Annotated in this window: 17 protein-coding genes and 1 pseudogene; 10 read left to right on the forward strand and 8 right to left on the reverse strand. The window is 73.0% G+C overall.

Annotation, left to right across the window (positions count from 1 at the left end; genetic code table 11):
- Positions 1-141 precede the first annotated feature (141 nt).
- Together ACFO0B_RS11160 and ACFO0B_RS11165 are read right to left on the reverse strand one after the other, a co-directional pair.
- A pseudogene (locus ACFO0B_RS11160) lies at positions 142-1,329 on the reverse strand (CaiB/BaiF CoA transferase family protein); the annotation flags it as partial.
- The gene (locus tag ACFO0B_RS11165) at positions 1,326-2,096 is read right to left on the reverse strand and encodes a deoxyribonuclease IV (RefSeq protein ID WP_378612317.1); all 771 of its coding nucleotides are present in this window, start codon (positions 2,094-2,096) and stop codon (positions 1,326-1,328) included. The pseudogene ACFO0B_RS11160 and the gene ACFO0B_RS11165, both read right to left, overlap by 4 nt.
- Before the next feature lie 117 nt (positions 2,097-2,213).
- Here ACFO0B_RS11165 and ACFO0B_RS11170 point away from each other — a divergent pair, with 117 nt between their 5' ends.
- The 3 genes from ACFO0B_RS11170 to ACFO0B_RS11180 all read left to right on the forward strand — a co-directional run bounded on the left by ACFO0B_RS11170 (position 2,214) and on the right by ACFO0B_RS11180 (position 7,679).
- Positions 2,214-3,887, forward strand: a complete 1,674-nt coding sequence (locus tag ACFO0B_RS11170; protein WP_378612318.1) for a serine/threonine-protein kinase — start codon at positions 2,214-2,216, stop codon at positions 3,885-3,887.
- 170 nt (positions 3,888-4,057) lie between these two features.
- Entirely contained in the window at positions 4,058-5,803 is a 1,746-nt protein-coding gene (locus ACFO0B_RS11175) for a serine/threonine-protein kinase (RefSeq protein WP_378612319.1), read from the forward strand.
- Between the two features lie 4 nt (positions 5,804-5,807).
- The gene (locus ACFO0B_RS11180; RefSeq protein ID WP_378612320.1) at positions 5,808-7,679 is read left to right on the forward strand and encodes a serine/threonine-protein kinase; all 1,872 of its coding nucleotides are present in this window, start codon (positions 5,808-5,810) and stop codon (positions 7,677-7,679) included.
- A gap of 30 nt (positions 7,680-7,709) precedes the next feature.
- Here ACFO0B_RS11180 and ACFO0B_RS11185 read toward each other — a convergent pair whose 3' ends face one another.
- The gene (locus ACFO0B_RS11185; protein WP_378612321.1) at positions 7,710-8,090 is read right to left on the reverse strand and encodes a hypothetical protein; all 381 of its coding nucleotides are present in this window, start codon (positions 8,088-8,090) and stop codon (positions 7,710-7,712) included.
- Between the two features lie 303 nt (positions 8,091-8,393).
- Here ACFO0B_RS11185 and ACFO0B_RS11190 point away from each other — a divergent pair, with 303 nt between their 5' ends.
- On the forward strand, positions 8,394-8,873 hold the full coding sequence (locus ACFO0B_RS11190; protein WP_378612322.1) for a hypothetical protein: 480 nt from the start codon (positions 8,394-8,396) through the stop codon (positions 8,871-8,873).
- Positions 8,874-8,939: 66 nt separating this feature from the next.
- On the opposite strand, the gene ACFO0B_RS11195 is transcribed toward ACFO0B_RS11190, so the two are convergent.
- Entirely contained in the window at positions 8,940-10,067 is a 1,128-nt protein-coding gene (locus ACFO0B_RS11195) for an acyl-CoA dehydrogenase family protein (RefSeq protein ID WP_378612323.1), read from the reverse strand.
- Between the two features lie 10 nt (positions 10,068-10,077).
- Positions 10,078-11,250 carry an acyl-CoA dehydrogenase family protein gene (locus ACFO0B_RS11200; protein WP_378612324.1) on the reverse strand — a complete coding sequence of 391 codons (1,173 nt, stop codon included), beginning with the start codon at positions 11,248-11,250 and terminating at the stop codon, positions 10,078-10,080.
- Between the two features lie 184 nt (positions 11,251-11,434).
- On the opposite strand from ACFO0B_RS11200, the gene ACFO0B_RS11205 reads away from it, so the two are divergent.
- A complete protein-coding gene (locus ACFO0B_RS11205; RefSeq protein WP_378612325.1) occupies positions 11,435-12,163 on the forward strand; it encodes a hypothetical protein in 729 nt (242 codons plus the stop codon).
- Positions 12,164-12,188: 25 nt separating this feature from the next.
- On the opposite strand, the gene ACFO0B_RS11210 is transcribed toward ACFO0B_RS11205, so the two are convergent.
- Positions 12,189-13,067 (reverse strand): hypothetical protein, encoded by an 879-nt coding sequence (locus tag ACFO0B_RS11210; RefSeq protein ID WP_378612326.1) that lies wholly within the window; start codon positions 13,065-13,067, stop codon positions 12,189-12,191.
- 65 nt (positions 13,068-13,132) lie between these two features.
- Between ACFO0B_RS11210 and ACFO0B_RS11215 the strand changes: the two genes are divergently transcribed.
- The 4 genes from ACFO0B_RS11215 to ACFO0B_RS11230 are packed head-to-tail and all read left to right on the forward strand — an operon-like array spanning position 13,133 to position 16,268.
- Positions 13,133-13,762, forward strand: a complete 630-nt coding sequence (locus tag ACFO0B_RS11215) for an alpha/beta hydrolase (protein WP_378612327.1) — start codon at positions 13,133-13,135, stop codon at positions 13,760-13,762.
- Positions 13,763-13,814: 52 nt separating this feature from the next.
- Positions 13,815-14,189 carry a hypothetical protein gene (locus ACFO0B_RS11220; RefSeq protein ID WP_378612328.1) on the forward strand — a complete coding sequence of 125 codons (375 nt, stop codon included), beginning with the start codon at positions 13,815-13,817 and terminating at the stop codon, positions 14,187-14,189.
- A complete protein-coding gene (locus tag ACFO0B_RS11225) occupies positions 14,182-15,477 on the forward strand; it encodes a hypothetical protein (RefSeq protein ID WP_378612329.1) in 1,296 nt (431 codons plus the stop codon). Before ACFO0B_RS11220 ends, ACFO0B_RS11225 begins: the two co-directional genes overlap by 8 nt.
- A complete protein-coding gene (locus tag ACFO0B_RS11230; protein WP_378612330.1) occupies positions 15,474-16,268 on the forward strand; it encodes an ESX secretion-associated protein EspG in 795 nt (264 codons plus the stop codon). Before ACFO0B_RS11225 ends, ACFO0B_RS11230 begins: the two co-directional genes overlap by 4 nt.
- Here ACFO0B_RS11230 and ACFO0B_RS11235 read toward each other — a convergent pair whose 3' ends face one another.
- The gene (locus ACFO0B_RS11235; RefSeq protein WP_378612331.1) at positions 16,269-16,916 is read right to left on the reverse strand and encodes a phosphoribosyltransferase; all 648 of its coding nucleotides are present in this window, start codon (positions 16,914-16,916) and stop codon (positions 16,269-16,271) included.
- A 12-nt stretch (positions 16,917-16,928) separates the two neighbouring features.
- The gene (locus tag ACFO0B_RS11240) at positions 16,929-17,744 is read right to left on the reverse strand and encodes a carbon-nitrogen hydrolase family protein (protein WP_378612332.1); all 816 of its coding nucleotides are present in this window, start codon (positions 17,742-17,744) and stop codon (positions 16,929-16,931) included.
- Between the two features lie 60 nt (positions 17,745-17,804).
- Between ACFO0B_RS11240 and ACFO0B_RS11245 the strand changes: the two genes are divergently transcribed.
- Positions 17,805-19,718, forward strand: a complete 1,914-nt coding sequence (locus ACFO0B_RS11245) for a DEAD/DEAH box helicase (protein ID WP_378612333.1) — start codon at positions 17,805-17,807, stop codon at positions 19,716-19,718.
- The last annotated feature ends 63 nt before the right edge of the window (positions 19,719-19,781 follow it).

A 19,781-nucleotide genomic window follows, 5' to 3' on the forward strand; every position in this document is an offset into this window, starting at 1 on the left:
CGGCTCCGTCGGGGTGGCTCTCGCGTCGCCTGCGGCGGCTCGACTCGTTGCGCCGGGGGCAGTATCGGAACCGGCGGTTTCGGCCGAGGCGGTATCGGAACCGGCGGTCTCGGCCGGGGCCGGGCGACCTGCGGCTTCGGCGATCTCGGCGGGGGTGAGGCCGAGGGCGGTGAGGACCTCGTCGGTGTGTTCGCCGAGGTCGGGGCCGACGGTGCGGATGGGGAGGGATTTTCCGCCGATGACCGGGACGATGCCGGGGAAACCGACCTGCCTGGGTTCGGGTTCGCCGACGTCGACGGGGAAGTGCTGGATCATGTCGCGGGCCAGGTACTGCTCGTCGGTGACGATGTCGGCGGCGGTGTAGATGGGGCCGCAGGGAATGCCTGCCTCCTCGAGGACGGCGAGCGCTGCCGGGCGGGTGCGCTGGACGGTCCATTCGCCGATCGCGGCGTCCAGCCGCTCGCGGTGCCGCCAGCGGCCCGCGTTCTCCTGCAACTCCGGGTCGGCGGCGAGGTCGGGGCGGTCGATGACCTTCATGTAGCGCTGGAAGATGGCGTCCCCGTTGCCGCCGATGATGATGCTGGTGCCGTCGGCGCACGGGTAGGCGTTGCTGGGCGCGATGCCCTCCATCCGCCCGCCGACCCGCTGCCGGTTGATGCCGTAGGCCAGGTAGTCCGGCACCAGCGACTCCATCACCGAGAGGATGGCCTCGTTCAGCGCCACGTCGATGATCCGCTGCTCCAGGGGCACCGCACCGCTCGCGCGCTCCCGCTGGAACAGCGCCATGACGGCGCCGAAGGCGGCGTAGATCCCGGCGATCGAATCCCCGATCGAGACCCCGACCCGCACCGGCGGCCGATCCGGGTCACCGACCAGCTCGCGCAGCCCGCCCACCGCCTCCGCGACCGCGGCGAAGCCGGGCCGCGCGGCGAGCGGGCCGGTCTGCCCGTAGGCGGAGATGCGGGTGACCACGAGCTCCGGGTTGGCCGCGTTCAGCTCCTCCGGCCCGAGCCCCCACTTCTCCAGCATGCCGGGGCGGAAGTTCTCCAGCAGCACGTCGCACTCCCGGACCAGGGCGAGCACGGTGCGCCTGCCCGCCTCGGTGCGCAGGTCCAGCGTGATCGACTTCTTGTTCCGGTTCACCGTGCGGTAGAGCATCGAGGTGGTGCCGCCGTAGAGCCGCCAGTTGCGCAGCTCGTCACCGGCGCCGGGGCGCTCGACCTTGATCACCTCGGCGCCGAAGTCACCGAGGATCCGGGCCGCCGTCGGCGCCGCGATGTAATTGCCGAGTTCCAGTACGCGCACCCCGTCGAGCGGCCGGATGCTCATCCCACGTGCTCGCGCAGGTAGGCGAGATCCTCGGCGAGGCCGTCGCCGGGCGTCTCCAGCACCACCGGGGCGCCCGCGGTGCGGCACACCTCGGCCAGCAGCTCCGGGTCGATGGTGCCATCGGCGAGGTTGGCGTGCCGGTCGGCGCCCGAGTCGAACTCGTCCCTGGAGGAGTTCAGGTGCACCAGGTCGATCCGGCCGGTGATCGCCTTAATCCGGTCGACGACGCCGACCAGCTCCTCGCCGCCGGCCCAGGCGTGGCAGGTGTCGAGGCAGAAGCCGGCGCCGAACTCGCCGACCGCGTCCCAGAGCCGGGCGATGGAGTCGAAGTGCCTGGCCATGGCGTGGTTGCCGCCCGCGGTGTTCTCGATCAGGATCGGCACCGCGAAGCCGCCCTTCTCCTGCTGCCGCTCGAAGAGCTTGCGCCAATTCGTGATACCGGCCTCGATCTCGGCGTCCGAGCGCACGTGCCCGCCGTGCACGACGAGCCCGAAGGCGCCGAGCTCGGCGGCGGCCTTCGCCTGCTGCGCCACCGCGTTGCGCGACGGCATGCGCAGCCGGTTGTTCAGGCTCGCGACGTTGATCTGGTACGACGAGTGCACGACGACGTCGATCGGGCTGGCCCTGATCTCCTCGGCGCGCGGGTGCGGCTGCGGCTTGTCCCAGCTCTGCGGATCGATGACGAAAAGCTGAATGACCTCGGCGCCGAGTTTCTCACCGAAGCCGATCGGATCGCTGTCCAGGCGAACGTGTGCTCCAATGCGCATAGGACTCACCCTAACGATCGGCACCGACACGCGGGGCCGCCGAGAGCGATGTTGCGCGCCGGGGCCACCCGGAGATAGATGGTAGGAGCAGGCGCGCGACCCGGAGAGGGGGGTGGAGTGACGGAAGTGCTGCAGAAGGGCGACACCTTCGCCGGCTACACCGTGCGGCGGGTGCTCGGGTTCGGCGGGATGGGCACGGTCTATCTGGCCAGGCATCCGCGGCTGCCCCGGCTCACCGCGCTCAAGCTGCTCGGCCGCGACCTGTACTCGGACACCGAGATCCGCAAGCGCTTCGAGCGCGAGGCGGATCTGGTCGCGCAGCTGGACCACCCCAATATCGTCACGGTGTACGACCGTGGCGCCGAGGACGATCAGCTCTGGATCTCCATGCAGTTCGTCGCGGGCGCCGACGCCTCCTGCGTGGACGTCGGGGTGCTTCCGGCCGCGCGGGCCGTGCGGATCATCGCCGACACCGCGGCCGCGCTGGACTTCGCGCACGTCAACGGGGTACTGCACCGAGACGTGAAGCCGGCGAACATCCTGCTCGCCAAGGCGCCGATCGGGCAGCCGGAGCGGGTGCTGCTCACCGACTTCGGCATCGCCAGTGTGCGTGATGCCGACACCACGCTCGGCTCGGCCGGGTCGATCACCGCCACCCTGGCCTATGCCGCGCCGGAGCACCTCGCGGGGGATTCGCTGGACCACAGGGGGGATCAGTACTCGCTGGCCTGCACGCTGTTCTGGATGTTGACCGGCTCCGCGCCGTACCCGGGGGCGAACCCTGCCGCGGTGATCAACGGGCACCTCAACCTGCCGGTGCCGTCGGCGCGCACCGCGCGTCCGGACCTTCCGCCCGCCTTCGACGCGGTCGTCATGCGGGCGCTGGCCAAGGAGCCTGCCGAGCGGTTCGACTCCTGCGCGGCGTTCGCGGCGGCGGCGCAGGCGGCGCTCGGCGCGGCGCGCAGCGGGCCGCACCGGTCGGTACAGCCGCAGGGCGGGCCGCCGACCGGCTATCCGGGGGTGCCGCCCTACCCGCCGGTTCAGCCGTACCCCAGCGCGCAGCCGCGCCCCGGCGGCCGGCCCTATCCGACCGGGCAGCCGCGGCCGTACCCGCAGGGTCCGTACCCGAGCGCGCAGCCGCGCCCGCCCTATCCGCAGTACCCGGCGCCGCCGCGGCCCCACTCGAATCCGCCCCGGCCGCACCCGAACGCGCGGCCCCAGCAGGGACCGCCGCCCTACCCGGGGCAGTCCTGGGGGCAGCCGGCCCGTCCGCCGGCCGGCCCGAATCAGAGTGCGGGGCCGCATCACGGCGCCCAGCCGCCGTCGGGCGCCAACGCCTCGAGGCCGCACGGCAACCCCGGCTCCGGCACCCACGCCGGCCCGCAGGGCCCCGGCCACGGCGGAAGCTTCGGCGTGCACCTCCGTCCCGGCACCCCGACCCCGAGCGGAAACCCCGGCGCCGACCCCCGACAGGGAGCGCCGGGCAACCAACCGCCGTCCGGCGCGCACGCCCGCCCCGCCGCACCGGGCAACCAACCGCCGTCCGGCACACACGCCACCCCGAACCACGGACAACGCTCCGGCGCGCACCCGGTTGCGGGCCGGACGCCGAACCCCGGCGCGCACGAACCGGTGCGCCCGGAGGACCCCACCGTCATCCCGGCTCCACCCCCGCCCGCCGGCCCGGCGCCGCGGCGGCGCGGGCGCCCCGCGACGATCGATCCGCCGGGCGGCCGGGTGCGCCCCGGCGGGGCCGAAACGAGCGGCGAAACCCCTGCGGGGGACGGCTGAGATGCACCCCGGATCCCGCGTCCGGCGCGCTTCGGCGGCGGCCGGGCACCCGCCCGACTACTGCTATGGTTTCGATGTTTCCGCGCACGGGCCTGGCCTGATCGCGCGTTCTCGTGCTGTACGCCTGTGCGCCGGTGGGTCCCGGTCCGCGGCGGGAGATGGAGCGGACAATGCTGGCCAATGGTGAGGTGTTCGCCGGCTACGTCATCGAACGGCAGCTCGGCCGCGGTGGCATGGGCTCGGTCTACCTGGCGAAGCATCCGCGGCTGCCGCGGATGACCGCGCTGAAGTTGCTGAACCGCGAGATGTTCTTCGACAAGGAGGTGCGGGCGCGGTTCGAGCGGGAGGCGGATCTGGTCGCCCGGCTCGACCACCCGAACATCGTCACGGTGTACGACCGCGGCGTCGAGGAAGAGCAGCTGTGGATCTCGATGCAGTACATCGACGGCATCGATGCCGCCTCGGTGGAGCCGCAGACGCTGCCCCCGGAGCGCGCGGTGCAGATCATCAAGGAGACCGCGGACGCGCTCGACTACGCGCACGGCATGGGCGTGCTGCACCGCGATGTGAAGCCGGCCAACATCCTGCTCGCCCGCTCCACCGCGGGCCGTGGCGAACGGGTGTACCTGACCGACTTCGGCATCGCCCGGCTCCGCGACGACACCGGCCACCTCACCCAGACCGGCACCTTCACCGCCACCCTCGCCTACGCATCGCCGGAGCAGCTCACCGGCGCCACCCTGGACCACCGCTCGGACCAGTACTCGCTGGCCTGCACGCTGTTCTGGCTCTTCACCGGTAGCGGGCCGTTCGCGGCGACCAACCCGGCACAGGTGATCCAGGGCCACCTGCAGTCCGCGCCGCCCGCGCTGAGCAGCGCCCGCCCGGGGCTCTCCTACGCGCTGGACGGCGTGCTCGCCAAGGCGATGGCGAAGCGCCCGGACGACCGCTTCGAGTCCTGCTCCGCCTTCGCCGCGGCCGCGCAGCACGCGCTGAGCAACCCGAGCACGCCCTCGTTGCCGCTGGTCGGCGGGCCGGTACCGCACCCGTCGAGCACCGGGCCGCGCCCGCTCACCGGGAACCAGACGACCGGCACCCCGATGACCGGCGCGCCGTACCCGACCCAGCACAACCCGTACGCCAGCGGCGCCGCCCCACTCACCGCAGGCCCGGCCATGGCGCCGCCGATCACCGCGCAGAACCCGCAGCAGAGCAACCCCTACACGCACCAGCAGCCGACCGGTTACACCCCGGTCCCGCCGCCACCGCCGCCGAACAACTTCGCCCAGTACCGCCCGACGCAGCAGCAGCCGCCGCGGAAGAACAACAGCACGCTGATCGTCGGCATCATCGTCGGCGTCGTCGTGCTGCTCGCGGCGGTGATCGGCATCGGCGTGGTGGCGAGCCAGAACTCCTCGGACAGCGGCGGCACCACCACGACCACCGCCGCCGCGGGCCCGAAGATCACGCCGTCCGCGGACGCGATCAGCAAGGAGTTCCCGCGCATGGTGCCCGCCACCAGCGAGGAGGAGACCGGGTACAACAACTCGACCTGCTGGGAGACCGACACCAGCTACACCCCGAGCCCGAACGACGGCGACCCGGAGTTCGGGTCCTGGGTCTGGCAGTGGCGCTGCTACGGCGGCGGCGACAGCGACGATCCGTTCTACCGGATCTACGCCTACAACTCGGCCGCCGATGTGCAGTCGGTGGTGGCCGGGCTGCCGGCGAACACCAAGTCGACCGATACCAACGGCGGCAAGCAGTACACGAACTACAAGTACAGCGACAATGGGAACAAGATCATCACGGTGTTCAGCGGCGATCCGGACCGGAGCCAGTTCCTGATGTTCACCGACGGGTACGGCACGCCGGAGGAAGTGCTCAGCTGGTGGCGTTCGGCGCCGTTGAACTGATGTCATGCTGAGAACCGGTGAGGTATTCGCCGGGTACACGATCGAACGCCTGCTCGGCAGGGGCGGAATGGGTTCGGTGTACCTGGCCAGGCACCCGAGGCTGCCCCGGCTGACCGCGATGAAGCTGCTGAACCGGGAGCTCTTCGCGGACGCGGAGATCAGGGCCCGGTTCGAGCGGGAGGCCGATCTCGTCGCCCGGCTCGACCATCCGGGGATCGTGCCGGTGTACGACCGCGGGGTCGAGGACGAGCAGCTCTGGATCTCCATGCGCTACGTCGACGGCATGGACGCGGCGTCGCTGGAGCCCGGGTCGCTGCCGCCGGCCCGCGCGGTGCGGATCGTCGCCGAGACGGCGGCGGCCCTGGATTACGCGCACGGCAGGGGTGTGCTGCACCGGGACGTCAAGCCGGCGAACATCATGATCGAGCGGGTGAGCGACGGCGCCGAGGAGCGGATCTTCCTCACCGACTTCGGGATCGCCAGGCTGCGCGACGACACCGGGCACCTGACCAGGACCGGCACCTTCACCGCCACGCTCGCCTACGCCTCACCGGAGCAGCTCTCCGGCGCTTCGCTCGACCACCGCTCGGACCAGTACTCGTTGGCCGTGACGCTGTTCCGGCTGCTCACCGGCACGGTGCCGTTCGAAGCGAGCAATCCGGTCGCGGTGATTCACGGGCACCTCAACGACACGCCGCCGCCGGTGAGCAGGTTGCGCCCCGGGCTGCCCGCGGCGCTGGACACCGTGCTGCTGCGGGCCATGGCGAAGCACCCCGGGGATCGCTTCGCGAGCTGCGCCGAGTTCGCGGCCGCCGCGCGGGACGCGCTCGCCGGGATCGCGAGCGGGCCGCACGCCGTTCCGGGGTCCGGCGGGACGCCGTCGGTGGCAACGGGATTCCCGGGCGGTCCGCCCGGGGCCGGGTACGGGGTGAGCGGACCAGGGATCCCCGCAGGCGGGTACGGCACGCCCGCCAGCGGGTACGGTGTCGCGGGCAGCGGCGGGTACGGCCCGTCCGCTCCGGGCCACGCGATGCACGCGGGCCCGTATTCCGCACCGGGCCACCCGATCCACGCGGGCCCGTATTCCGCACCGGGCCACCCGATCCAGCACACCCCGACGGCCTACGCCGGGCACGGCGCGGCCCGCCACGGCGGCCAGGGCGGCAAACCGCCCGGCCGCTACCGCGGGCTCGCGGGCGCGGGCGTCGGCGCCGTGCTGGCGGCCGCGCTCATCGCGGGCATCGCCTTCTTCGGCGCGGACCGCGGCTCGGACAGCCCCGCCGCCGCATCGACCCGCACCACCCTGCCGACCAGCGCCGGCGAACAGCCGCAGGACATCGCCGACGAGACCACCACCCGCCGTCTCACCACCACGACGACGGCGGTGAGCGACGAGTCGGCGATGATCGATGGCCTCGCCGCACTGCACGAGGGCTTCCCGCGCATGGTCCCGGATGCCGACGAGGACGACATCGTCTTCAGCGACCCCGGCTGGAACGGCGCGACCTGCTTCGGCAAGGACCGCGCGGACGGCTCGGGGCTGGACGCGACCGGGCCGGATTTCGGTGCGTGGACCGCCGTCTGGTACTGCTTCGGCGGCCAGAACAAGGCCAACTACGAGTTCTACGCCTACGCCGACCCGGCGGAGGCCGCCGCCGCGGTGGCGGCGCTGCCCTCGGGCACCAGGCAGCGCGACACCAATAACGGGCAGTCCTACAGCAATATCGTGCTGGAGGGCTTCTCGTCGCTGCGGCCGCGCATGATCACCGAGTTCTCCGGCGATTCCGAGCGGTCCCGGTTCGTGCTGCACAGCATCGGATTCATTGCCACGCGTGAGGAATTCATGAACTGGTGGAGCACCGCGCCGTTGCGGTGAACCGCCCATTCCGAACGGTAGTTCCGCTCGTCAGAAATCCGGTTCCCGGACGACGCTGTCCGAGCGCAGCTTCAGCAGGATCAGCCCGGCCGTGCAGGCCAGGATGAGGCCGGCCACGGTGATCTCGACATGCAGTCCAGCGATGCCGAGTACCGCACCGACGAGGCCACCGACGAAGAACAGCCAGCCGAGACCACGCGTGAGCGCGGTGGCAGGGGTGCGTTCGCGGGGGGCCGTCGCGTAGGGCGGCACCGATTCTCCGGTGCCCGTGCCATCCGGATCGGCGGCTGCCGATCCGGTCGCGATGGATGTGGATTCGCCGGCGGCGGAGTCCGGTACCGCGGAAATCGCGGTGACCGATTCGGCGCCGTTGGACGAGGCATCCAGCGGAATGGCCGAGTAAGCTCCCATCATCTACTCCTCGTTGACGCCGATCAGAGAACAATCCGACGCCGGAAGTCGCTGTGCGCGACGACCGTTCACGTCTCTCATGTGGTTACAGGCGTCTCACGCGTAACTTCGATCACGCTACGACCACACTCGGCTGTTCTACTACGACACGTGCCCCCGACACGCCTCCGATACCATTTCGATATCTGAAATGCTAGCGTTTAGTTTTGGGTTTCTTCCCCGGGGGTGCCGCTTCTCACCTGGCTCCGCCCTCGGCGCTCGTTTAAGGTGAGGCCACCCGATCCAGCCACAGGAGCGTCACCGATGGAGAGCAGCAGAGCCAGGATCGCCGGTCCCGCGGTCGCGGCAGGCGCGGTCTCGGTGGGGCTGGTGCTGATCGGCATGTTCGGCATCGAGCGCGAGGACACCTACGTCGCCCCGCCGCCGCTGAAGTCGGATCCGTACGCGGGCGCGCCGGTGCGCGACGACGGCGACGAGACCGGCAGCGAGGTCCCCCGGATCACCATCCCACCCTCGCCGAGCTGGCAGATCGCCCCCGCCGGGCCGCCGCGCCGCCCGGCCGGGTACACACTGGTCGTCGACCCCTCCGCCGACCCGTCCGACGACCCGTCGGCCACCGAGTCCGCCAGCAGGACCCGGACCCCGACCACCCGCCCCCGCGAGGCCGAGCCCACCACCACGCGCACCCGTACGCTCACCCTGGAGCCGAGCGCACCGGCCGACGAGGAGCCGTCCTCGGAGCTCGCCGAGGACGAGCCCTACGGCACCGAGAGCACGGAGTGATCAACGCCACGTGACGGCAGCGGGCGGCGGGCCGGGGAGGCCCACCGCCCGTGTCCGAGCGTCGGTCTAGAGCTCGACCAGCGTGTGGTCGGCCACCCGGTCGCCGAGTACCTGCAGGTGCTCCAGCGGGCCGCCGAGCGTCCGCTCGATGGCGGTGAGCCGCGCGACGTAGTGGCTCACCGGGTACTCGGTGGTCACGCCGATGCCGCCGTGCATCTGCACCGCCTCCTGCCCGACGTGCCTGGCCGAGCGGGCGATTCGCAGCCGCGAGCGGGACGCGATCACCGGATCCTCCGAGCCGTCGGCCAGCGCGGCGGTGAGGTAGAGGCTCATGCTGCGCGCCAGCTCCAGCGAGACGTACATGTTCGCGGCGCGCTGGGTCAGCGTCTGGAACTTCGAGAGCGTGACGCCGAACTGCTTCCTGGTGCGCAGGTACTCGCTGGTCAACCGGAGCGCCTCTGCCATCGCGCCGATGGCCTCGGCGCTCAGCGCGGCGTGTGCCCGCAGCTCGGCGGCGGCGATGGCCGCGCTCGCGTCGGCGGCCGTGCCGAGCAGCTCGGCCCGCGCGCCGTCCAGGACCAGCTGGGCGCCGCGGCGCTCGTCGAGCGTGCGGTACGGGGTGCGCCGCACGCCGTCGCCCGCCGGGTCGACCAGGAACAGCCCGGTGCCGCCCGCAGGCAGCGCCGCGCTGACCACGACGCGGTCCGCGATATCGCCGTGCGGCACCGGGTTCTTGGTGCCGGAGAGGCGGTAGCCGTCGCCGTCCGCGGTCGCCGCGGTGCCGAGCTCCAGGTCGGGCCAGCGCGAGCCCGGCTCACCGTGCGCGAAGGCGAGCAGCAGGCTGCCTGCGGCCACCTCGGGCAGGATCGCCTGCCGCTGCTCGGCGGTGCCTGCCAGGGTGATCAGCGCGCCGGGCAGGATCACCGCGTCCAGCAGCGGCTCGGGAGCCAGCCTGCGGCCCACCTCCTCCAGCACCAGCATGGCCTCGACCGGTCCGGCCCCGACCCCGCCGTCCTCCTCGGAGAAGGTCAGCCCGAGCACGCCGAGCTCGGCCAGCCTGCTCCAGACGTCCCGGCTCCAGCCGAGCTCGGTCTCGACGACCTTCAGCCGCGACTCCGCGGTGTAGTTCTTGGCGAGCAGGTCGCGCACGGTGTCGCGAAGCAGCGCCTGCTCTTCGGTGAGCTCGAAATCCATGGCTCGCCCCTCACAGTCCGAGGATCGTGGAGGCGATGATGGTGCGCTGCACCTCGCTGGAGCCTCCGTAGATGGTGGTCTTGCGGTAGTTCAGGTACGCGGGGCCGCTGCGCTGCGCCCACTCGGGCGAGGCGATGTCGCCCGCGCCGACCGGGAGGCCGTCCGGACCCGCGATGTCGAGCAGTAGCTCGGTCATCTCCTGCTGCAGCTCCGAGCCGCGCAGCTTGAGCACCGACGAGGCCGGGTTCGGCTTGCCCTCCTCGGTCTGGGAGACCACGCGCAGCTGGGTCAGCTCCAGCGCGAGCAGCTCGTTCTCCAGCTCGGCGATCCTGGCCGCGAAGATCGGGTCGGTGAGCAGCGTGCCGGAGCCGGACTTCGTCCGCGCCGCGTACTCCTTGGCCACCGCCAGCTTGACCTTGCTGCGGCCGACCGCGGTGATGCCGGTGCGCTCGTTGCCGAGCAGGAACTTGGCGTAGGTCCAGCCCATGTTCTCCTCGCCGACCAGCTGGTCGGCGGGCACCCGGACGTTCTCGAAGAACACCTCGTTCACCTCGTGGCCGCCGTCGATCAGCTTGATCGGGCGGATGGTGACGCCGGGGCTCTTGACGTCGAAGAGCAGGAACGAGATGCCCGCCTGCTTCTTCGGGGCGCTCGGGTCGGTGCGGACCAGGCAGAAGATCCAGTCGGCGTACTGGGCCAGGGTGGTCCAGATCTTCTGGCCGTTGACGATGTAGGAGTCGCCGTCGCGCACCGCGGTGGTGCGCAGCGACGCGAGGTCCGAGCCGGCGTCCGGCTCGGAGAAGCCCTGGCACCACCAGATGTCGAGCGCGGCGGTCGGCGGCAGGAAGCGCTCCTTGATCTCCTGCGAGCCGAACTGCGCGATCACCGGGCCGACCATCTGGGCGTTGAAGGTGAGCGGCTCGGGGACCGAGGCCAGCTGCATCTCGTCCTGCCAGATGTGCCGCTGCATCGGGGTCCAGTCCTTGCCACCCCACTCGACGGGCCAGTTCGGCACCGCGAGGCCGTTGTCGTTCAGCAGCTTGTGCGTGGTCACGACATCCTCGCGGGAGATCTCCCGCCCGTACTTGACCCGCTCGCGGATCTCCTCGGGGATCTGCGTCCGGTAGAACGTGCGCAGCTCGTCGCGGAAGGCAACCTCATCGGAGGACAGGGATATTTTCATACAAGGCTCCCGTTGTGTCTCGTTTCATCCGGGTCGAACCCTACCCCCCGGTAATACACCCGTGTCGATTGGATCACACGAGGTGCGGGCGATATCGCGGATCGGGCCGCGGCGCGGGCCGGTGCAAACGCGGCCCACCTGGTACGTTGCTGGCGAATACGGAGCCGCATCGAGGAGTGTTCGAGTGAAGCGCAAGTCCACCGCACGGATCGCCGCGACGGCGGCGTCGATCGGCATGACGCTCGCCCTGGCCGGAGTGCTCGCCGGCGGGGCGGGCGCGGACACCGAGGCGACGGTGCGCGACCGGATCGCCGAGCTCACCGCGGCGGCGGGCGAGGACGCGAGCGCCAGGGCGGGTGTCGGCGCGCTGCGCGACTACACCGAGCTGGTCGACGTGGCCGCGCTGCGCGACATCGCAGGCAGCTTCACCCCGTTCGCCTACGCCGCGCCGACCTTCGGCTGCGGCAGCAACGGCCCGATCACCACGATCATCGCGGCCGGGGTGACCGACGGCACCCAGGCCAACTCGGCAGGCGCCGACCTGCACCCCGGTCAGCTGCGGTTCACCGCCTCGCCCGCGCACTCGGGGGCGCCGCTCGCCTCCGGGCTGGTCGTCGCCTGGGTGAACGTCAACACCGGCGTCAGCGGGATGGATCCGCTGGACGACCACACCGAGCTGAACCTGCCCACGCTGTCCAAGACGGTGAACAGCGGTCCCGGCACGGTGGTCGCCTCCATGTGGGGGATCATCGACTACCCCGGCGCGCACTGCGTGATGACGCCGACGGTCGGCACCTTCGTCGTGCCCGACGTGCCGGCTCCCCCCGCGCCCGGCCCCGCCCCCGAGCCTGCACCCGCGCCGCCCGGCATCCCGGTGCCGGAGCTTCCGGTCATCCCGCTGCCCGCCCTCTAGTGCCGCGAGCCGTTCCGGCTGCGCGCTACTCGCCCGGCGTGATCCGCAGGATCGAGCCGCCCTCGGTGCTCGCCAGCAGGGTGCTCGGGCGAGCCGGGTCGGCGGCGAGCGCGGTCAGCGGCTCGGTGCCGAGCACCGCACAGGAGGCACCGGTCGCGGGGTCGACGCGGACCAGCCTGCCGGTGAGCGTTGCCGCGTACAGCGCGCCGTCGTAGCCGAGCAGGTCGTCCACGTAGTCGGGGAGCCCGGCATCGGTGAGGTCCGCGACGACGGTGTGCGCGGCCGGGTCCGCGAGCGGAGCGCGGGAGATCCGGCCGAGGGCATCGCCATTGCTGGTCAGGTAGGCGGTGTCGCCGTCGATGGCGATGCCGTTGGCCGCGGGGGCATCGATCGACCAGCCCGGATCGATCGGGCCGTCGGTCCGCAGCCGGACGACGCCGGTGGCGGTGGCGACGTAGAGCTGCCCGTCCGGCCCGAAGTCGGCGCCGTTGGGCATGGTCAGCCCGGTGACGACGACCTCGGGCACCGGGACGGCGGCGGCCGGGTCGAGCCGGAGCACGCCGCCGCGGTCGCCCGCGATCGGCGCGTCGCCGAAGACCACGTAGAGCAGGCCGTCCGGCCCGAGCCGCGGCGCGCCCGGGTACTCGACCGGAACGGTCGCGGTGAGCGCGCCCGCGGCGTCGTAGCGCTGCAGCTGCTGCCGCCACAATCGGGAGACCCACAGGTTCCCGTCCGCGTCGACGGTGAGGTTCTCCGACCAGTCGAGCACCGGCACCCCGGCGGGCACCGCCACCTCCACCCGGGCCTGCGGGCAGCCCGGCGCCGCGTGCGCGGCGGGCACGGCCACTCCCGCGGCGAGCACCGCGGCGAGCAGGGGAAGCCGGACAGCGGTGCGAAACTTCACGAAGTGACCTCGGCTCGGGAGGGCCGGGCGGATTCGGTCCCCGGCGGCGCGGGCATGATCGTCGCATGCCCTACCTCATCGGCGCACGCGGCAGGCTGCACTATCGGCGCCGTCCGCTGGCCGATCCGCGCGCGGTGCTCGTGCTGCTGCCTGGCAGCGGGCAGCACAGTGGGCACTACCACCGGTTCGCCGCCCTGCTCGGCCGGGCCGGGATCGAGGCGTGGCTCTTCGACACCGCCGGGCAGGGGCTGAGCGAGGGCGATCCGGCCGTGCCTGGCACGCTCGCCGAGCTCACCGCGGACGCCGCCGCGCTGCTCGGCGCGGTGCGCGTCGAGCGTCCGGCGGAACCGCTCGTGCTGATGGGGCATTCGCTCGGCGCGGCCACCGCGCTCGGGCTGCTCGCCGATTCCGCGCCCGCGCTCGCCGGGCTGGTGCTCTGCGGCACGCCGCCGCGCGCGATCGCCGCGCCGCCGCCGCCCGGATTGCCCGTTCTCGCCGTGCACGGCGTCGACGACCGGCGGACGCCGATCGATCCCGTCCGGGACTGGACTGCGCGCCACGAGTCGGTACATTTGTGCGAGTACTCCGACGCCGGCCACGATCTGCTGCACGAGCCGGTGCACGCGAAGGTCGGCGCGGACATCGCGGCGTGGGTACAGGATGTGACGGAGGGGCGGTCGCATCCGGATCGGTGAGAACGGACGGCGCCGGGCGCGATCGCGGCGCCGGCGGAGAGGGGGCTGGCGAGTGCGATCCAGGGTGGATGTCCTGCGTACGGCGGTGGACGACGGCGAGCTGTGGATCGACGGGGTCCTGGTCGCCGACGGCGCGCCGGAGCGCTGCGCGCAGCGCTACGAGCAACTGGCCGATCGGGTCGACGAGCAGATCGCGGCGCTCGCCGCGGCGGCCACGCTGCCCGGCTTCGGCGGCCTCGCCTCCGGCGCGGCGCTGCGCGGGGGTTTCGAGGGCAAGGCCGGGAGCGCGGTCACCGCGCTGCGCGACTATGCCGCGGCCGCACGGGAACTCGCGGCCACGCTGCGCGCGGCGGGCGCGGCCTACACCGCCGCCGACGTGACCGCGGCCGGGCGGCTGGCGAGCGTACCGGCGGTGCACCATGCGTGAGCTGCCCCGCTCCGCCCAGCGCGGCGAGCACCTGCGCACCGATCCCGACTACGCGCCCCGGGTGGAGACCTTCGACAACCTCTCGCACCGCGAGCTGCACGCCGCGGTGAACCTGCTCGACCCGGCCGCGCTGAACGCGGGCGGCCAGGTCTGGCGCGGTTCCGGCGCCGGGCTGGCCGCGGCCGTCGAGGCCGCGGGCGCCGAGGTGCGGGCGGCCATGGCCGACGGGTGGCGCGGGCCCGCCGCCGCCGACGCGGCCGCCGCCGTCGCGGCCTTCGAGCAGCGCGGGCGGGCGCTCGCCGATGTCATGGGCGTGGTGGGCGAGCGGCTGAACCGGGCCGGGGATGCCGCCGAGACCGTGCGTGCCGGGGTCGGCGCGCCCACCGGCGGCGAGCCGGATCTGGCGGCGGCGCTGCTGGATCCGGGGAGCGCGGCGGCCAATGTGGCGGCGCAGAAGGCGGCGGAAACGGCCCGGCTCGATGTCGTCCGGGTGATGGAGGCCGTCTACGCGGGGGCCTTCCTGCCCACCGGCAACGGGATTCCGGCGTTCCCGGAGTTCGACGTGGCGGGTGGGATCGGCGCAGCGCCTGCCGCCGATGCCGGACCAGGGGCGCGGCCGGGTCTCGGCGGCGCAGCCGGAACCGAGCCGAATGCCACGCCGGTCGCGCTCGCCACCGGGGCCACGGAGGACGACGAGGTCACCGGTACCGCTGCCGCACCCGAGGATTCGGCCGCACCCGAGGCCGCGAGTACCGCGGCACCGGCCGGTGCGGAGCCCGGCCCGGCTACCGTCGCCACCCAGGCGGCAGGCGTCGCACCGGTCGGCACGGTTCCGGCTTCGTTCGCCGGTACCTCGCTACCGCACAGCACCGTTCCGCACACGGCCACCCCGCACTTCGCGAGCGGCACCGCGCCGGTCTCCGCGGGCGTTCCCGGCGTCATCCCGCCGACCGTGCCCGCCGACGACCGCAAGAAGCAGCAGCAGGAGGAGCGGCGCACCGCGAAACCGCGCGAGTCCACCGGCACCGAGGCGGTCACCGGGCTCGGCGCGGGCGCCATGGGCGGGCTGCTCGGCGGTGCGCTGGCGGCATCGGAGACGACGCGCGCAGGCCACGGGATCAGCGCGCACCTGCCGCCGCGGCCGCCTGCCGCCGACCCCGACGACGACCTGCACTTCCCGGACGAGGAGCTCACCTACCTCGAGCCGGGCGACGACAACGGCACGCTCATCGGCTCGCTCGATCCCACCACGCCCCCGGTGCTCGGGGAGTGGTCCGAGCGCGAGTGAGGCTGACGCTGACGCCGGACCAGTTCGCGCTGGCCTGGAGCCGGACCGACGGGGACCGCATCCCGTATCCGCTCGCGGTGCGGCTCTCCGCCGCCGACAACGTGGAGCGCGCCGCGCAGCTCCCCGCCCTGCACCGCTGGTGCGACGAGCACCTGGACGCCGACCTCGAGGCGGCGCTCCGCGTCCTCGCCCGCCCTGCCCTTCGCGTCGAGGTCTTCGGCTACGGGCCCGCGCGGCCGGCAGCGGACACCGGGCAGCCGGAGCTCGGCCCCGGGCAGCTCGGGGCGCCGATTCGCGTGCTCGGGGCGGTGGCGGGCGAGATCGCGGTCGTGGTCGCGCAGCTGCCCGGCTCCGCGCCGGATCGCGGCGGCGACCTCCGGATCGCGGTCGGCTCGGCAGGCACCTTCGCGGCCAGGATGATCACCCCGCTCCCGCGCAACCGCGCGGGCGAGCTGCCCGCGCTCACCGCCCCGCTGGCCCGGGTCACCGAGGACAGCCGCGACCTGGTGACCGTCCCGGTCGCCGGCCCCTCGGTGCCCGCCCGTATCCGGAGGCTGCTCCGCGCCCCGCGCGACGGCATCGGCCAGATCGTGGTCTCGGTGCGCCGCAACGCAGGCGCGCTCGCGCCGTTCGGCGTGCTCTGCTGGATCGATGTCGCCGGGGACGGCCGCTACGCGGTGCGCACCGGGGCCGAGGTGGAGATCACCCCGGTCACGGCGGAGAGCTTCGCCGGCCGGCTGCGGCCCATGCTCACCGCCGCGGGCCGGGTGACCCCGCGCGCGGTGTGGTGATCAGCGCGCCCGCAGCACCGCGGTGACCTCGGCGTCGGCGAGCTGGTGGAAGTCCTCGTAGGCGGTGCCGACCCCGCCGAGCTGCTCCGGCACCAGCGGGCACACCACGTCGTCGGCTTCGGCGGCGGCCCGGCGCAGCGCCTCCGGCGAGGAGACCGGCACCGCGACGAGCACCAGCGCCGGGCGCTGTCGGCGCAGCACCCGGCAGGCGGCCACCATGGTCGCCCCGGTGGCCATGCCGTCGTCCACCAGCACCACCACCCGCCCGGCCCGCGGCACCGCAGCCGCCCCGGCCCGCCAGGTGGCGCGGCGGCGCTCCAGCTCGGCCCGCTCGGCCACCTCGACCCCGGCCAGCGCCACCTCCGTCAGCCCGGTGTGCGCGAGCACATCGTCGTTCAGGACCCTTGCGCCGTCCTCACCGATCGCCCCCGCCGCCAGCTCCGGCTGCCAGGGCACCCCGAGCTTGCGGACCAGCAGGATGTCGAGCGCGCCTCCGACCACTTCGCGCGCACCGGCCGCCACCGGCACGCCGCCGCGCGGCAGCCCGAGCAGCAGCGGACCGGGGGCTCCCGCCTGCGCGACGAGGCCCCACTCGGCCAGCTCGCCCCCGAGCACACGACCGGCCGAAGTCCGATCGGTGTAGATCATCGTCCCCCGACGCTACTCCGGAACCCGCTCCACCACAGCGAATCGACGCAGCTCGAGGCTCGGATTCGCACGCCGGACGGCGGCCAGCGCCGCGGCGTCGACGGTGGCGGTGAGCACGCCGGGTTCGGTGCCGAGCTCGGCGAGCACCGCACCCGCGGGGTCGATGATCATCGACGCGCCCGCGCCGCGCGGCTCGGCCTGGTCGGCGGCGGCGACGTAGACGGTGTTCTCGATGGCCCGTGCGCGCAGCAGCGTCGTCCACTGGTCGACCTTGCCCGGACCCGGGATCCACTGCGCCGGCAGCAGCAGCACCTGCGCACCGGCCGCGGCCACCCGCCGCGCGCCCTCGGGGAAGCGCAGGTCGAAGCAGGTCTGCAGCCCGAAGACGGTGTCGCCGACGGTGAACACCGGCGGGTCGGTGATGGCGCCGAGCTCGACCACGTCCGACTCGCGGTGCCCGAAGGCGTCGTAGAGGTGCACCTTGCGGTAGGTGGCGACGAGCTCGCCGCCCGGGTCGAGCACGACGAGGGTGTTGTGGATGCGCTCCGGCTCGTCCGGCACCTCCTCCACGATCCCGGCCACCAGGTGCACGCCGAACTCCTTCGCCAGCGCCCCGAGCCCGGTGACGAAGGGCCCCGTGAGCGGCTCGCGGACCGCGACGACCCGCTCGTCGAGCCTGGTCACCGCGTACATGGCGTACTCGGGGGCGAGCACGACGGCCGCGCCGCGTCCGGCGGCGTCGGCGATCGGTTCGCGCAGCGCGCGGAGGTTGGCGGCCGGATCGGTGGATGGCGCGAACTGGACGACCGCGACGATCGGTGACGACATGAAAGCACGGTAAGGCCCGGCTGCGGGTGAGACCACCGCCACGCAGTAAACTGCTGGTCAATGAGCATCAATGAGGTCGACACCGTTCCCGGCGACAACGGGGACCCCCGCGAAGGCGAGGGTACGACCGGCGATATCGCGACCGGCAGCCCGGTCACCGCGGCGACGCACGGTTCCACCGGCAGCACCGAGGGCGGCTCCACCGTCGAGACCAGCGCCGATTCGCCGGCAGGGCCCGCAGCCGACGCACCACCCACCTTCGCCGAACTCGGCATCGATGAGCGGATCCTGCGCGCCATCGCCGACGTCGGCTACGAGTCGCCGTCGCCGATCCAGGCCGCGACCATCCCGCCGCTGCTGGCCGGCGCCGACGTGGTCGGCCTCGCGCAGACCGGCACCGGCAAGACCGCCGCCTTCGCCATCCCGATCCTGATGGGGCTGGACACCGCGGACCGGAAGCCGCGCGCGCTGGTCCTGGCGCCGACCCGCGAGCTCGCGATCCAGGTCGCCGAGGCCTTCGGCCGCTACGCCACGCACATACCCGGGCTGAACGTGCTGCCGATCTACGGCGGGCAGAGCTACGGCGTGCAGCTCTCCGGGCTGCGCCGCGGCGCCCAGGTCGTGGTCGGTACGCCCGGCCGCGTCATCGACCACCTGGAGAAGGGCACGCTCGACCTCTCCGGCCTGCGCTACCTGGTGCTCGACGAGGCCGACGAGATGCTCAAGATGGGCTTCCAGGAGGACGTCGAGCGCATCCTCGCCGACACCCCGAACGACAAGCAGGTCGCGCTCTTCTCCGCGACCATGCCCGGCGCCATCCGCAAGATCTCCAAGCAGTACCTGCACGACCCGGTCGAGATCACGGTCAAGTCGAAGACCTCGACCGCCACCAACATCACCCAGCGCTGGGTGCAGGTCTCGCACCAGCGCAAGCTGGACGCGCTGACCCGGATCCTCGAGGTCGAGTCGTTCGAGGCGATGATCCTCTTCGTCCGGACCAAGCAGGCCACCGAGGAGCTCGCCGAGAAGCTGCGCGCCCGCGGCTTCTCCGCCGCCGCGATCAACGGCGACATCGCGCAGAACCAGCGCGAGCGCACCATCGGGCAGCTCAAGTCCGGCGCGCTGGACATCCTGGTCGCCACCGACGTCGCCGCCCGCGGCCTGGACGTCGACCGGATCTCGCACGTGGTGAACTACGACATCCCGCACGACACCGAGTCCTACGTGCACCGCATCGGCCGCACCGGCCGGGCCGGGCGCTCCGGCGAGGCGCTGCTCTTCGTCGCTCCGCGCGAGCGGCACCTGCTCAAGTCGATCGAGCGCGCCACCAGGCACCCGCTGACCGAGATGCAGCTGCCCAGCGTCGACGATGTGAACGCGCAGCGGGTCAGCAAGTTCGGCGACGCGATCACCGACAACCTCGCCTCGGAGAACCTGGCGCTCTTCCGCACCCTGGTCGAGGAGTACGAGCGCGAGCACAACACCCCGCTCATCGACATCGCGGCGGCCCTGGCGGTCGGCTCACACGACGGCAAGAACTTCTTCATGCAGCCCGAACCGGAGCCGGTCGAGCGCCCGCGCCGGGAACGCCCCGAGCGGCAGCGCGGCTTCGACGACGAGGGCGGCGGGCCGAGCCATCACCGCGGCACCGGCGCCGAGCTGGCGACCTATCGGATCAGCGTCGGCAAGCGGCACCGCGTGGTGCCGGGCGCGATCGTCGGCGCCATCGCCAACGAGGGCGGGCTGCGCCGCAGCGATTTCGGGCACATCAGCATCCGGCCGGACCACAGCCTGGTCGAGCTGCCCGCGAACCTGCCCGCCGAGACGCTGGAGGCGCTGCGCCGCACCAGGATCAGCGGCGTGCTGATCCAGCTGCAGCTGGACCACGGCTCGCCGCAGCACCGCGCGATGCCGCGCGGGCCGCGCCGCGAGGGTCCGCGGCGCGCGCCGGAGCGGCGCCAACCGCGGTCCTGATCCCCCGTTTCGCGCGGTGAGCACCGTAGTGTTGCCGTCGATTCGCCGACACCGGTGAGCCCG

Source organism: Nocardia jiangsuensis (assembly GCF_042650385.1).
In the GTDB taxonomy this organism is placed as follows: Bacteria; Actinomycetota; Actinomycetes; order Mycobacteriales; family Mycobacteriaceae; genus Nocardia; species Nocardia jiangsuensis.

Bases quoted from the DNA above. Each gene is read 5' to 3' on its own strand.
- ACFO0B_RS11165 (WP_378612317.1), bottom strand. From the start codon at position 2,096: ATGCGCATTGGAGCACACGTTCGCCTGGACAGCGATCCGATCGGCTTC.
- ACFO0B_RS11175 (WP_378612319.1), top strand. From the start codon at position 4,058: ATGCTGGCCAATGGTGAGGTGTTCGCCGGCTACGTCATCGAACGGCAG.
- ACFO0B_RS11180 (WP_378612320.1), top strand. From the start codon at position 5,808: ATGCTGAGAACCGGTGAGGTATTCGCCGGGTACACGATCGAACGCCTG.
- ACFO0B_RS11185 (WP_378612321.1), bottom strand. From the start codon at position 8,090: ATGGGAGCTTACTCGGCCATTCCGCTGGATGCCTCGTCCAACGGCGCC.
- ACFO0B_RS11190 (WP_378612322.1), top strand. From the start codon at position 8,394: ATGGAGAGCAGCAGAGCCAGGATCGCCGGTCCCGCGGTCGCGGCAGGC.
- ACFO0B_RS11195 (WP_378612323.1), bottom strand. From the start codon at position 10,067: ATGGATTTCGAGCTCACCGAAGAGCAGGCGCTGCTTCGCGACACCGTG.
- ACFO0B_RS11200 (WP_378612324.1), bottom strand. From the start codon at position 11,250: ATGAAAATATCCCTGTCCTCCGATGAGGTTGCCTTCCGCGACGAGCTG.
- ACFO0B_RS11215 (WP_378612327.1), top strand. From the start codon at position 13,133: ATGCCCTACCTCATCGGCGCACGCGGCAGGCTGCACTATCGGCGCCGT.
- ACFO0B_RS11225 (WP_378612329.1), top strand. From the start codon at position 14,182: ATGCGTGAGCTGCCCCGCTCCGCCCAGCGCGGCGAGCACCTGCGCACC.
- ACFO0B_RS11235 (WP_378612331.1), bottom strand. From the start codon at position 16,916: ATGATCTACACCGATCGGACTTCGGCCGGTCGTGTGCTCGGGGGCGAG.
- ACFO0B_RS11240 (WP_378612332.1), bottom strand. From the start codon at position 17,744: ATGTCGTCACCGATCGTCGCGGTCGTCCAGTTCGCGCCATCCACCGAT.
- ACFO0B_RS11245 (WP_378612333.1), top strand. From the start codon at position 17,805: ATGAGCATCAATGAGGTCGACACCGTTCCCGGCGACAACGGGGACCCC.